The 12,547-nt window shown below is 64.5% G+C and carries 10 protein-coding genes; 1 reads left to right on the top strand and 9 read right to left on the bottom strand.

The window, feature by feature from the left end; all coding sequences use genetic code 11:
* Window positions 1–14 precede the first annotated feature (14 nt).
* The 9 genes from murG to mraZ form a co-directional block, all read right to left on the bottom strand.
* Complete coding sequence (gene murG, locus ACHHRT_RS13340) at window positions 15–1,115, bottom strand: undecaprenyldiphospho-muramoylpentapeptide beta-N-acetylglucosaminyltransferase (RefSeq protein WP_395500265.1); 1,101 nt, start codon at window positions 1,113–1,115, stop codon at window positions 15–17.
* The gene (gene murD / locus ACHHRT_RS13335; RefSeq protein ID WP_395500264.1) at window positions 1,112–2,578 is read right to left on the bottom strand and encodes a UDP-N-acetylmuramoyl-L-alanine--D-glutamate ligase; all 1,467 of its coding nucleotides are present in this window, start codon (window positions 2,576–2,578) and stop codon (window positions 1,112–1,114) included. The genes murG and murD overlap by 4 nt, the downstream gene beginning before the upstream one ends.
* 25 nt (window positions 2,579–2,603) lie before the next feature.
* Window positions 2,604–3,683 carry a phospho-N-acetylmuramoyl-pentapeptide-transferase gene (gene mraY / locus ACHHRT_RS13330; RefSeq protein ID WP_395500263.1) on the bottom strand — a complete coding sequence of 360 codons (1,080 nt, stop codon included), beginning with the start codon at window positions 3,681–3,683 and terminating at the stop codon, window positions 2,604–2,606.
* An 18-nt stretch (window positions 3,684–3,701) separates the two neighbouring features.
* Window positions 3,702–5,192, bottom strand: coding sequence for a UDP-N-acetylmuramoyl-tripeptide--D-alanyl-D-alanine ligase (locus ACHHRT_RS13325; RefSeq protein ID WP_395500262.1), 1,491 nt, complete (start codon window positions 5,190–5,192; stop codon window positions 3,702–3,704).
* A 175-nt stretch (window positions 5,193–5,367) separates the two neighbouring features.
* Window positions 5,368–6,945, bottom strand: a complete 1,578-nt coding sequence (locus ACHHRT_RS13320; protein ID WP_395500261.1) for a UDP-N-acetylmuramoyl-L-alanyl-D-glutamate--2,6-diaminopimelate ligase — start codon at window positions 6,943–6,945, stop codon at window positions 5,368–5,370.
* Window positions 6,942–8,771, bottom strand: coding sequence for a PASTA domain-containing protein (locus ACHHRT_RS13315; RefSeq protein ID WP_395500260.1), 1,830 nt, complete (start codon window positions 8,769–8,771; stop codon window positions 6,942–6,944). Before ACHHRT_RS13315 ends, ACHHRT_RS13320 begins: the two co-directional genes overlap by 4 nt.
* Window positions 8,772–8,780: 9 nt before the next feature.
* Window positions 8,781–9,122, bottom strand: a complete 342-nt coding sequence (locus ACHHRT_RS13310) for a hypothetical protein (protein ID WP_395500259.1) — start codon at window positions 9,120–9,122, stop codon at window positions 8,781–8,783.
* Window positions 9,119–10,033: a 16S rRNA (cytosine(1402)-N(4))-methyltransferase RsmH gene (gene rsmH / locus ACHHRT_RS13305; protein ID WP_395500258.1), complete on the bottom strand. Its 915-nt coding sequence runs from the start codon at window positions 10,031–10,033 to the stop codon at window positions 9,119–9,121. Before rsmH ends, ACHHRT_RS13310 begins: the two co-directional genes overlap by 4 nt.
* Before the next feature lie 6 nt (window positions 10,034–10,039).
* Window positions 10,040–10,516 carry a division/cell wall cluster transcriptional repressor MraZ gene (gene mraZ / locus ACHHRT_RS13300; protein WP_395500257.1) on the bottom strand — a complete coding sequence of 159 codons (477 nt, stop codon included), beginning with the start codon at window positions 10,514–10,516 and terminating at the stop codon, window positions 10,040–10,042.
* Window positions 10,517–10,711: 195 nt separating this feature from the next.
* Between mraZ and typA the strand changes: the two genes are divergently transcribed.
* Window positions 10,712–12,481 carry a translational GTPase TypA gene (gene typA / locus ACHHRT_RS13295; protein WP_395500256.1) on the top strand — a complete coding sequence of 590 codons (1,770 nt, stop codon included), beginning with the start codon at window positions 10,712–10,714 and terminating at the stop codon, window positions 12,479–12,481.
* Window positions 12,482–12,547 lie beyond the last annotated feature (66 nt).

The raw sequence follows: 12,547 nt of genomic DNA, 5'->3' as shown, positions 1-12,547 counted from the left end.
ATTTTTTCCCTTGGTTAAACCCCGGCCAGCGCACGGCCCTGGGCGATAATTTTTTGGGCGGCCTCGGGGGTGGCCAGCTCCCGGGCCCGGGCCGCCATCTCCTGCCGCCGTTCGGGGTCAGCCAGCAGATTCCGCAGCTCAGCGGCCAGCTCAGCCCCGCTCAACTCCGCCTCCTTCAGCACCCGGGCCGCGCCCTGGCGGGCCATGATCTCGGCATTGTGGCGCTGATGGTCATCGGCGGCATAGGGATAGGGAATCAGCAGCGCCGGCTTGCCAAAAAGCGCCAACTCCGCCAGGGTGGTGGCCCCGGCCCGGGAAACCACCAGATCAGCCCCGGCGTAGACCGCCGCCATCTCGGTGATGAAGGGTTCAACCCGCGCCGCCACTCCCATTTCCCGATACCCTTGTTGGACCAACGCCAGATCCAGGCTTCCGGTCTGGTGGACAACCCTCAGCTTTTGGCCTTCCCGGACCAGCTCGGCCACCGCCTCCAGAACCAACCGATTGACCCGGCGGGCCCCCTGGCTGCCGCCGAGGACCAGGAGAACCGGGTCCCCTTCGCCGCTTGGCGGCGACGCCATTTCCATTTTTTGGGCCGCCGCCAGCAGCTCGGGCCGCAGGGGATTGCCCACCAGCCGGATCTTGGCGGGGGGAAATCCACCCTCACTGCCCGGCAGGGAGAGAAAAACCAGATCCACAAAGCGGCCCAGCAGCCGGTTGGCCAGACCCGGCACCGAATTCTGCTCGTGAATGCCGGTGGTAATGCCCATCAAGCGGGCGGCCAGCAACACCGGCCCGGTCACGTAGCCGCCAACCCCCAGGACCAGATCGGGCTTAAACCCCCTGAGCAGCCGCCAGGCCTGCCAGAGCCCCACCGGCAACCGGGCCAGCGAGGCCAAACGTCCCCGCCAGGAAATTCCTTTAAGCCCGCTGCCGGTGAGGGTCGCCTGGCGATAGGGCTTGTCGGCCAGGGCTTTACGGTCGATCTCCCGCCCGGTCCCGATAAACAGCACTTCGCTGCCGGGCAAGCCGGACAGCACGGCATCGGCCACCGCGATTCCCGGAAAAAGGTGGCCACCGGTGCCGCCACCGGTTATGACCAGGCGCAAACTCATAGCAGGATCGCCGCCATCACCGGGCAGCCCCGCAGCAGCGGTCCCGAGCCGCCGCGGACGGTGCGCAAATCCGCCACCGCCCGGCGAAAAACCTCGCCCCGCTGGGCGTAGCCGCTGAACATGTCGAAGCTGGCACAGGCCGGGGAGAGCAGCACCGCCTCACCGGGGGCGGCCTGGGCAAAAGCGGTCTGCACCGCCGCCGGCAGATCGGCCGCGGTTTCAGTGAGAACGGCCGAGGCCAGGGCGGCGGCCATCTTTTCCCGGGCGCTGCCGATCAGGACCAGGGCCTTGACCTTCTCCCGCAGCACCGGCAGCAGCAAACGGTAATCCCCCCCCTTGTCCAGGCCGCCGGCGATCAGCACCACCGGTTGCCGCATCCCCTGCAGGGCCGAGATCACCGCCCCGATATTGGTGGCCTTGGAATCATCATAAAAGTCCACCCCGGCGATGGTGGCAACCAGGGCGAGGCGATGGGGCAACGGCTGGAAGGCCGCCAACCCCTGCCTGATCGCCTGGGGAGGGCAACCGGCCAGGCGGGCGGCCAGAATCGCGGCCATGGCGTTCTGGCGATTGGGCTCGACGGCCAGGGCGGTGGCGGCCAACTCGTAATTTTCCTGCCCGCCCCCACGGCTGGACAAGGAGAGTCGGATGGGCTCGCCGGCCGCCGAGCCACCATCCCAGGCGCCGTCGGCCAGAGCTGAATCCGGCCCGGGCTTGCCACCCAAATTGAAGCCCACGGTCCTGGCCCGCAACGGCCTCCGCTCCAGCAACTCCTTGATCTCCCGATCAACCACGTTGATCACCGCGTAGTCGTCCCCCTCCTGGTGGGCGAAAATCCGCCATTTGGAGGCGGCGTAGGCCGCATAGTCGGGATAGCGGTCCAGGTGATCGGGGGAGATGTTGAGCAGCACCCCGATCCGGGGGCGGAAGGCCCCGGCACTATCCAGTTGAAAACTGCTCAGTTCCAGAACCACCCAATCCGCATCCTGGGGGCCAGCCAGATACTCGCAGAGGGGGACCCCCAGGTTGCCGCCGACAAAAACCTGGAGCCCGTTGGCCCGCAACAGTTCACCGACCAGGGTGGTCACCGTGCTTTTGCCGTTGGTGCCGGTGATGGCGATAACCGGCGTTTGCAGATAGGCCGGAGCCAGGGCCAGTTCGCCGATGATCGGCACTCCGGCCTGCCGGGCCGCCGCCAGGGCGGGAATATCCAGCGGCACTCCGGGACTGACCACGATGGCATCCACCGAGGTAAACAGCTCCCGGGAGTGGCCGTCCAATTCACAATGAACGCCCCGCTCCAGCAGCCAGGTCACCGCCGAGCTGGCGGCAGCCCCGGCCTGGCCTCCTTCGGAAACCGAGACCTTAAGCCCCAAGCCCAGCAGAAAACGGGCCGCCGCCACCCCCGACCTGCCCAGGCCCACCACCAGAACATGGTCGGTGGCCTTAAAGGGCACTATCATTTCTCCGCGCCGGTCATCCATTCCGTTACCGCAGTTTGAGGGTCGCCAGGGCCATCAACCCCAGCACGATGGAGATGATCCAGAAGCGGACCACCACCTTGGGCTCCTGCCACCCCTTTTTTTCAAAATGGTGATGAAAGGGGGCCATCAAAAAGATCCGCTTGCCGCCGCTGACCTTGAAAAATCCCACCTGCAGGATCACGCTCAGGGCCTCCATCACGAAAATGCCGCCGACAATGGCCAGCAGGAACTCCTGCTTGGTGATGATCGCCACCATCCCCAGGGCCGCCCCGATGGCCAATGAGCCTACATCACCCATGAAAACCTGGGCCGGATAGGTGTTGAACCAGAGAAAGCCCAGACTGGCTCCCACCAGGGCGGCGGTGAATACCGCCACCTCCCCGGCCCCCGGCACATGGGGGATCTGCAGGTAACTGGCCAGCACCGCGTGCCCGGCCAGATAGGAAAACATCAGATAGACGGTGCCGGTGATCACCACCGGCCCGGTGACCAGTCCGTCCAGGCCGTCGGTGAGGTTAACGGCATTGGAAGCCCCCACCACCACCAGCACGGCAAAGAGACAGTACCAGGCCCCCAGGTCGGGCCGAATCTCCTTGAAAAAGGGAAGGCTGAGCTGACCGTCAAAACCGGGCAGCAGATAGAGCACCAGAATGGCGCCCCCGGCCCCACCGGCCTGGAGCAGCAGTTTTCCCCGCACGCCCAGCCCTTTGCTGTTCTGCTTACGAATCTTGCGATAGTCGTCGTAGGCCCCGATGGCCCCGAACCAGAGCAGCACCGCCAGGATCAGCCAGACAAAGTGGTTGTTCAGGTCAACCCAGAGCAGGGTGGTAAAAACCACCGCCGCCAGGATCAGCATCCCACCCATGGTGGGCACCCCCCGCTTGCTGTAGTGGCTCTCCGGGCCGTCATCGCGGACCACCTGGCCGATCTGGCGGCTTTTGAGCCAGGCGATAAAGTGGGGCCCCAGGGTAATCACCAGCAGAAAAGCGGTCAACGCCGCGCCGATGGACCGGAAGGTGATATAGCGGAAGACGTTGAAGAAACTGATCTGCTCATGCAGTGAGTACAGTAAATGGTAGAGCATCTCCTCTCCCGGCTGTTGCTAAACGGACTCCATGGTCCCGTTAATGATGGTTTCCATCCGCATCCCCCGCGAACCTTTGCACAAAACGATATCCCCGGCTTGCAGTTTGCCGCCGCCCACCGCCTCCCGCAGCCAACCGACAATCTCCTCCTTGTCGGCGCAGGCCCGGGCCCGGGCCTTGGCCATGCCGGCCCCCCGGGCGGCGGCCACCATCTCCGCCGCAAATTCCCCCACGGTCAGCAGGTAGTCAAAGTCGAGCTTGGCCACCTTTTCACCGATAAAGCGGTGGGCGGCCGGGCCATGGGTTCCCAGCTCCAGCATGTCCCCCAGCACCGCCACCACCTTGCGGTCACGGCGCAGATTGTGAACCGTCTCCAGGGCCGCCAGCATCGAGGAGGGGTTGGCATTGTAAGTGTCATCTATCAGCTTGAGCCCACCAATAAAGGGCTGCAACTGGAGACGCTTGGCAAAGGGACGATACCCGGCCAGGCCGGCGGCGATCTCCTCGGGGGTAAAACCCACCGCCCGCGCCAGGGCGGCGGCGGCCAAGGCGTTCTGGACATTATGGCTGCCCAGGGCGGCAAGCCGGACCCGTCCCTGCCACTCCCCGATCTTCAGGGTAAAGCTCATCCCTTCTTCACCGAGGCTGCGGATATGGGTGCCCCGGACCATGGCCTGGGGGGAACGACCAAAGGTGATCCTTTCCTGGCTTGCCCTGGCGGCCAGTTTCCGAACCCGTCGGTCATCCAGGTTGACCACCAGGGTCCCCCAGGACGGCAGGCCGGCAAAAAGCTCGCCCTTGGCCCGAGCCACCCCTTCGATTCCGGCCAGCCCGGCCAGATGGGCCTCCTGAACGTTGGTGATGCAGGCGGCATCGGGCACGGCGATCTCGGCCATGCGGGCAATCTCGCCGGGGCGGTTCATCCCCATCTCCAGCACCGCGAACTCATGCCGTTCATCCACCGGCAGCAGCGACAGGGGCATGCCAATCAGATTGTTGAAGTTACCTCTGGTCTTCAGTACCTGATGCTTACGTCCTAAAATGGCGGCGGTCATCTCCTTGACCGTGGTCTTCCCGGAACTGCCGGTAATCGCCAGCACCTGCAGGCCGCGCATCTGGCTCCGCCGATAATGGGCCAGATCGCCCAGGGCCCGCAGGGTGTCCGAGACCAGCACCACCGGCACCGGCACCGGCTCGGCGGGAGGTTGTTCCAGGATAAGACCGGCCGCCCCCTTGCGCAGCACTTCGGCCACAAACCGGTGACCGTCAAAGTTTTCACCCCGCAGGGCCACGAACAGGTCCCCGGCCTCGATGGTCCGGCTGTCGGAAGAGATCAGGCGGAAGGCAGCCTGGGTCCTGGTCCCCCAAAGGCGGCCACCGGTGGCGAGCAACACCTGGGCCAGGGTCCAGACCGGATTCTGAGCCAGGGCAAAGCCGTAGCCGAATTCGGCCCGGCGGCAGGCGCGCCGCTGTTCGGCATTGCCGTTATGTTCCCTTGTCGGTTCCATCTTCTCCTCCTTATCAGTCCGTTGAAAAAGCCATCCATGGCTTTTTCAACTAACGGTTGGCCAAAGATGGCTTTGGCCAACCTCACGAATTCATTGCCACTTTCAGTGCCAACGAATTCGGCGGCCCGTCCATGGGCCGCTAGCAGCCCGTTTTTCAACGGGCTGTTATCCCTGGTCAGCACCGAACCACCGCCAACTGTTCAGCCACTTCCCGCCGATCATCAAAATAACGGCTGGTCGAGCCGACAATCTGGGTGGTCTCATGGCCCTTGCCGCAAAGCAACAGCAGATCGCCGGAACGGGCGAACAGGATGGTATCCCGGATTGCCCGGCGCCGGGATTCAACCAAATCATAGCCCCGACGCCCATGGCTGCCGGGCAGCAAGCTTTCCAACCGACAGCGGGTCATCCCCGCCTTCCCGACCCCGGTTTCGATGGCGGCCAGGATCGCCGCCGGGCTTTCACTCCGGGGATTGTCGGAGGTTAGAATCACGATATCGGCCAGGCGGCCGGCGATTTCACCCATCACCGACCGTTTGGCCCGATCCCGGTCGCCGCCGCAACCGAAGATCACCACCAGCCGACCGGCATGGGGGCGCAGGGCCTTGAGGACATGCTCCAGGGCGTCGGGAGTATGGGCGTAATCGACAAAAATTTCAACCCCGGCCCGGGAGCTGAACCTCTCCAGCCGGCCTGGCGGCGGCGGCGCCGCCGCCAGGCCGGCCTCGATCACTTCGGTGGCGTAGCCCAGGCCCAGACCCACCCCCGCCACCCCCAGCAGGTTTAGCAGATTGAATCCGCCCACCAGGGAAGAGCGCAGCCACCACTCACCCCCGATCCCCCCCAGCCTGGCCGTAACTCCGCTTAAATCGGCCCGCTGCTCCAGGACCGGCAACTCCCCGGCGCTGAACCCGCAGCGCAGCAGTTTAAACCCCCGCTTGGCGCCGGCCGCCGCCGACAGGGGCAGCAGTTCCGCCGCCAGGCGCTGGTTCCATCGATCACCGGCCACCACCACCGCGGCCCCACCCGGCTTGAGGTGGCGGGTGAACAACAATTTCTTAATGGCGTAGTAACTGCTCATATCACCATGATAATCCAGGTGATCATGGCTGAGATTGGTAAAGAGCGCCACATCGAAACCGATCCCCGCCACCCGGCCCTGCTCCAGGGCGTGGGAGGAAACCTCCATGATCACGTGGCTGACCCCGGCCGCCGCCATCTCCGCCAACAGCCCATGGAGAGTCTCCGGCTCGGGAGTGGTGTGGGAGGCGGGCACCACCCGCTGCCGGTAGCGGTAATTGACGGTGCCGATCACCCCGGGCACGCCACCGGCCCGGCCGATCAGATCCTCCAGCAAGTAGGAGGAGGTGGTCTTGCCGTTGGTGCCGGTGATCCCGATCATCACCATTTTCCGGGCTGGCTCCCCATGGAAGGCGGCGCAAAGGCGAGCAAAAGCCTCCCTGGTATCCGGGGCCTCCAGATGGAGGAGTTCCCCCTCGGCCGTCCGGGGGAGACCGCCGGGGTGGTCGCAGGCGGTCAAAACCATCCGGCAGCCGCGGCCGACGGCATCGGCCAGGTAAGCATGGCCATCCGCCCGCCCGCCGGCAATGGCGACAAAAAGCGAATCCGGCCCGGCCCGGCGGGAATCGGCGGTCACGCTGCCGATCTCCAGGCGATCAAGGCGGGCGCACTGGCGGGATGAGATAATCAGCCCGGGCACAGCGGCGGCGGCAATCAGGGTTTGCGCGTTCATCGCCGACCCCCGTTGGCCGCGCCCAAATCACCGGCCCTGAGTTCGATGATCCCCTCTTCCCCCCCCTTCAAGAGAGTGCCGGGGGCCGGGTGCTGGGCCACCACCCAGCCACTGCCATGGACCCGGAAACGCAAGCCGGAAACCTGGAGAGATTGCAAAGCCTTGCGCATGCTCAGCCCCATGACGTTGGGCATCCGTTCAGCCGTGGGGCTTCCCGTCGCGGTTTCGGCGAAATCAGCCGCCTCCTGGCCGGCCAGCCAGCGCCGATAGAGAGCTGCTTCCCGCTGGGCGGCCGTGGCGGCCGGGGGCGGAGCGCCGACCCGGGGCAGGGTTTTGCTCCAGGCCGGCAACTCCCGGGCCATGCCGGCCAGGGGGGAAGGCATGGCCGGATCGATCCGGGCCTGGTCGATGAACATCAGCAGGGCCAGGGAGGGCTGGCGGGCAGGAGCCAGGCCCAGTAAAGTTGCCTGGTAGCTCCGGGGTTGCTCGGGGTCGATAGCCAGCCCCTCCGGCTCCGCCACGACCAGGCTTTCAATGGTGATCACCGTCTCCCCGGCCACGACCTGCTCCAGGCCGGCCAGCCCCGCCAGGAGATCCCCGCCCGCCGGGGGAGGAAATCCGACCCCCTCGCCTTCGCGACTCAGGGGCCGCAGCTGCGCCCAGTCCCAAACCCCCATGACCAGGTGGGGATAAACCGGTTGGCCGCCATTGACCAGGCGGCTGACGGCGGCCAGCAGGGAGACTCCGCTCACCCTGGCCCGCCGGCCCTCGGCCGTCAGATAGCGACATTTTGCGCCCTGGCCGCCCGGCAGTCCCAGAAGATCAATGGCATCCAACTCTCCCCCCCTGCCCCCCTCCAGCAGATCAAGCTCGGTGGGGCCGCAAAGGCCCAAGCGGCTGAGTAGCTCCTCGTCAACCACGGCCTGAACTCCCGCCCGGCCCTGATCCAACGAGGCGGCCAGCCGGAAAATTTCCCACAGCTCACCAACTTGCAAGTGGGGAATCACCGCCAGGTTGGTTCTCTCTTCGGTGCTGTAACTCCAGAAGCGGTTGGGGTCGTAACCCGGGAGGCTGGCCATGGCCAGAATCGCCCCGCTGTTGACATCCATCAGCAGGGCGGCGGCACTCCGGCCCGCCACCACCCGCATCGCCCGCTGGAGACGCTGCTCCAGGGTCCGCTGCAATCCCAGATCCAGGGTGCTGACCAGGTGGGCCTTGCCCCCCTCGCCGCCCCGCTCACCGACACCGGCGGCCGCCAGCCAGGCGTCGGTGACGCCCCCCCGCAGCATGTTGTCGTAGGCCAGTTCAATGCCGGCCAGCCCCTGTTCATCCTTGACGAACCCCACCACATGGGCGGCTTCGGCCCCATGGGGATAGTGGCGGTAGCTGCGGGGCATCAGGTGTACCCCGGAGAAATTACCCTCCAGCACCTGGTCCACCACCTCCTTTTCCACCTGCCGGGCCAACCAAACAAACCCCCGCTCACTGCGGAAGGACTCCAGCAGCTCCACTTGGTCAAGGTTCAGAATCCGGGCCAGGGCGGTGGCGGTCTCCTCCGGATTGGTGATTTCCAGGGGGCGGGCATAGAGCGAACTCAGGCGGAAACTCAGGGCCAGCGGCTCAAAGTTACGGTCATAGATATTGCCGCGCAGGGGGGTGGCCCCCTCCACCGAGGCCCGACCGGCTGCGACCTCAGCCCCCTGTTCGGGACCGGCCACGGGGAAAAAGAGCAGCCAGAGCACCAGCCCCGCCAGCGGCATCAGCAACAGCGCCATCAGCACCTTTTGTACGCGTTGTCTGTGGGCCGCCGGTCGGCGCATCAACATTCCTCGCTGTTACAGGTCACGAAGCTGGCCGGGCGCGGGAGGGAAGAGCCCCAGTTTGGCCGCTTCCATTTCGATACGCTCCCGGGCCAGCAATTGGTTCCGTTGCTCACCCAATTCTTGATTTTGCCGCACCAGCTCCTGGTGCCTTTCCCGTTGCTGGCTCATCTCCTGGGCACCGCCCCGGACCAGCCAGGCCACCCAGATCCCGGCCAGCAAAACAGCCAGAGCCAGGGCCACCAGCCCGGCCCCCAGGGCCTGGCGCCTCGGGATCAGTCCCCCCAGGCTCCCTCCGCCGCTCCGGACCTTGGGCCGGGCCTGGGAGGTGCGACGTTTGCCATAGTCACGCATCATTCCCGCCGCTCCAGAGCGGGGGGCGGTTGGGCCACCTTTTCGGCCACTCGCAGCCGGGCGCTTCTGGCCCGGGGATTGCGCCGCAACTCCTCCTCCCCCGGCACCACCGACTTGGTGGTCAGGTTGCGTAACCGGGGGTCGGAACGAAAAGCCCGCTTGACCAGACGATCCTCCAGGGAGTGAAAGCTGATCACGCAGAAACGGCCGCCGGGAGCCAGCAGCGGCGGCACCATGGCCAAAATGCTCTCCAGATTTTCCAGCTCGTGGTTGACGGCGATCCGCAGAGCCTGGAAAACCTTGGTGGCCACGTGGATATTGCGGGGATGGAAGCGGCGGGGGACCGCGGCGGCGACCAGCTCGGCCAGCTCCTCGGTGGTGGTGATCGGGGCCTGCCGACGCCGCTCGACAATCCGCCCGGCAATCCGCCGGGCCTGACGCTCTTCCCCGTAATAGAAGAAAATATCGGCCAACTCCTCGGCGGAAAGCTCCCGCAGCAGATCAGCCGCCGTTTGCGGCCCGCGAAGGTCCATCCGCATATCCAGAGGTTCTCCCCCCCGGAAGCTGAAACCCCGGCTGCCGCCATCCAGTTGCAGGGAGGAGAGTCCCAGGTCGAGCAACATTCCGTCGATCTGCGTGATGGCCAGTTCCGCCAAGCTCACCTCCAGCTCGATAAAGTTGCGCCGCAACAGCACCGCCCGCTCTCCAAAGTCGGCCAGGTTGCGCCGGGCCACCGCCAATGCCTCTTCGTCCCAATCAAAGCCGATCAGGCGCCCGCTGGGGCTGCTCCGTTCCAGGATGGCGGCGGCATGGCCGCCCAACCCCAAATTACCGTCGGCATAGATCCCGCCGCTGACCGGCGCCAGCCAGGCCACGACCTCGGCCAGTAAAACCGATTGATGGGTGGCGGCCATAAAAACTTAAAACAGTCCCAGTTCCAACAGGGTCTGCTCAAACTCAATAAAATTCTCGCCGGTGGGCTTGTTGATTTTCTCCCAGGTGGCCTTATCCCAGATCTCGAAGTAGTTGATCATGCCGGTGACCACCACCTCCTTCTCCAACCCGCTTTCCGCCCGCAGGTTGGGCGGCAGCAGCACCCGACCCTGTTTGTCCAGGGCGCACTCCACCACCCCGCCGATCATGTAGCGCACCAGTTTGATCTGATGGGGCTGTTTTTTACCCTCGGCCAACAGCTTAAGCTCCATCTCCTCCCATTGGGGCAAGGGGTAGGCCTTCAGGCAGGAGTTCCAGGGAGTGATCATCAGCCGCTCGTCATACTGTTGGCGCAAAACCTCACGGAAGCGGGTGGCGATACTCAGACGCCCCTTCTCATCCATGGTGTGTTCCGATCGGCCACGAAAATGGTAAATCGGGCTGCGCAGACTGTTTTCGGCCATCACTCTCCCACCAAAACCCCTTTCTACCCCTTCTCCCCACTTTGTACCACTAGGCCCACTTATAGTGAGTAAAAGGCGGGGGTGTCAAGGAAAAAAGGAGTTAAGGCAAGGAAATAAATTATTCTTCTTGCCTTATGGGAGCAATTACTATAGGATACTGCTCTTTTTCCAACGTCAACCTTTGAGCGTGCCCAAATGAACCAGCAGCAAATCAGAAACGTCGCCATCATCGCCCACGTCGATCACGGCAAAACCACCCTGGTCGATCAGCTTTTCCGCCAGAGCGGGATGTTCCGGGACAATCAGCAGGTTGCGGAACGGCTGATGGACTCCATGGATCTGGAGAAGGAGCGGGGCATCACCATCTCCGCCAAGAATGGGGCCTATATCCATGGCCAGCACTGGATCAACATCATCGACACCCCGGGTCATGCCGATTTTGGCGGTCAGGTGGAGCGGGTACTGCGGATGGCCGACGGCTGCCTGCTGCTGGTGGACGCCCAGGAAGGGCCCATGCCCCAGACCTATTTCGTCCTCAAAAAGGCCCTGGCCAACCGGCTGCCGGTTATCGTGGTGATCAACAAGATCGACAAGCCGGCGGCCCGTCCCGAATGGGTGGTGGACCAGGTCTTCGACCTCTTCGTCAAGCTGGGCGCCCCCGATGAGTTGCTGGATTTCCCCGTGGTTTACGCCTCGGCCAAAAACGGCTTCGCCGCACTGACCCTGCCGGCCAACACCCAGGACATGGGGGCGATTTCGGACCTGATCGTCGCCCACGTGCCTCCCCCGGCCGGCGACCAGCAGGCCCCCTTGCAGATGCAGGTCAGCACCCTGGACTCCTCACCCTATCTGGGGCGGCTGGCCATCGGCAAGGTGGTTAACGGCACCCTGAGCCTCAACCACTCGGTGGTGGTGGTCAAGCGGGACGGCAGCACCAAACCGGCCCGCATCACCAAGATCTATCGTTTTGAGGGCAGCGACAAGGTGGCGGCCGACACCGCGATCTGCGGCGAGATCGTGGCGGTGGCCGGCATGGACGACATCACGGTGGGTGAGACCTTCACCGACCCGGACAACCCCCGCCCCCTGCCCCTGATCGAGATTGATCCGCCCACCATCGCCATGCACTTCATCCCCAACGACTCACCCTTTGCCGGCCAGGAGGGTAAGTTCGTCACCTCCCGCCACATCGACGAACGGCTGCGCAAGGAGACCATCTCCGACGTGGCCCTGCGGGTCACCCCCCTGGGCGACGCCACCGGTTTTGTCGTGGCCGGACGCGGCGAGTTGCATCTTTCCATTCTGATCGAGCGGATGCGGCGGGAAGGTTACGAGTTTCAGGTAACCCGACCCCAGGTAATCATGCGGGAGGAGAATGGGGTAAAACAGGAACCCTACGAGGAGTTGACCGTCGACGTGGATGAGCAGTACAGCGGGGCGGTAATTGAAAAACTGGGCCGCCTGCGGGGCAAGATGCTGGAGATGCACCAGCAGGACGGCATGACCCGCCTGCTCTACAAGATTCCCACCCGGGGACTGCTGGGCTACCGGGCCCAATTCATGACCGACACCAAGGGGCTGGGGGTGATGAACTACGTCTTCTCCGAATACGGCCCCCATGCCGGCGAGATCAAAAACCGGATCAACGGCGCCCTGGTGGTCAAGGAGCCCTGCACCACGGTGGCCTACGCCCTCTTCAACCTCCAGGATCGGGGCCGGCTCTTTGTCGGGCCCGGCGAAAAGGTATACAAAGGTCAGGTGATCGGCGAAAACAGCCGCGAAGGCGACATGGTGGTCAACCCGGCCAAGGGTAAGAAACTCACCAACATGCGAGCCTCGGGTTCCGACGAAAACGTGGTACTGACCCCGCCGGTCAAATTGAGCCTGGAGGACTGCATCTCCTACATCAACGACGACGAGCTGGTGGAGATCACCCCCAAGTCGATCCGCCTGCGCAAGATCTGACAGAGTTGAAGTTCTTCCAGGCTTCATCACCCTTACCGTCCACGCTGCTGGCGTGCATCACCCGGT

Origin of the sequence: Desulfurivibrio modestus (genome assembly GCF_044068625.1) — a bacterium.
Taxonomy (GTDB): domain Bacteria; phylum Desulfobacterota; class Desulfobulbia; order Desulfobulbales; family Desulfurivibrionaceae; genus Desulfurivibrio.
Note: the sequence above shows the minus strand (reverse complement) of the source record. Positions and strands in the feature narration are given on the sequence as shown.

What these genes read in the sequence shown, in the direction of transcription:
- ACHHRT_RS13325 (WP_395500262.1), bottom strand. Translation starts at nt 5,192, where the DNA reads ATGGAACCGACAAGGGAACATAACGGCAATGCCGAACAGCGGCGCGCC.
- murD (WP_395500264.1), bottom strand. Translation starts at nt 2,578, where the DNA reads ATGATAGTGCCCTTTAAGGCCACCGACCATGTTCTGGTGGTGGGCCTG.
- ACHHRT_RS13315 (WP_395500260.1), bottom strand. Translation starts at nt 8,771, where the DNA reads ATGTTGATGCGCCGACCGGCGGCCCACAGACAACGCGTACAAAAGGTG.
- mraZ (WP_395500257.1), bottom strand. Translation starts at nt 10,516, where the DNA reads ATGGCCGAAAACAGTCTGCGCAGCCCGATTTACCATTTTCGTGGCCGA.
- ACHHRT_RS13310 (WP_395500259.1), bottom strand. Translation starts at nt 9,122, where the DNA reads ATGATGCGTGACTATGGCAAACGTCGCACCTCCCAGGCCCGGCCCAAG.
- rsmH (WP_395500258.1), bottom strand. Translation starts at nt 10,033, where the DNA reads ATGGCCGCCACCCATCAATCGGTTTTACTGGCCGAGGTCGTGGCCTGG.
- mraY (WP_395500263.1), bottom strand. Translation starts at nt 3,683, where the DNA reads ATGCTCTACCATTTACTGTACTCACTGCATGAGCAGATCAGTTTCTTC.
- typA (WP_395500256.1), top strand. Translation starts at nt 10,712, where the DNA reads ATGAACCAGCAGCAAATCAGAAACGTCGCCATCATCGCCCACGTCGAT.
- murG (WP_395500265.1), bottom strand. Translation starts at nt 1,115, where the DNA reads ATGAGTTTGCGCCTGGTCATAACCGGTGGCGGCACCGGTGGCCACCTT.
- ACHHRT_RS13320 (WP_395500261.1), bottom strand. Translation starts at nt 6,945, where the DNA reads ATGAACGCGCAAACCCTGATTGCCGCCGCCGCTGTGCCCGGGCTGATT.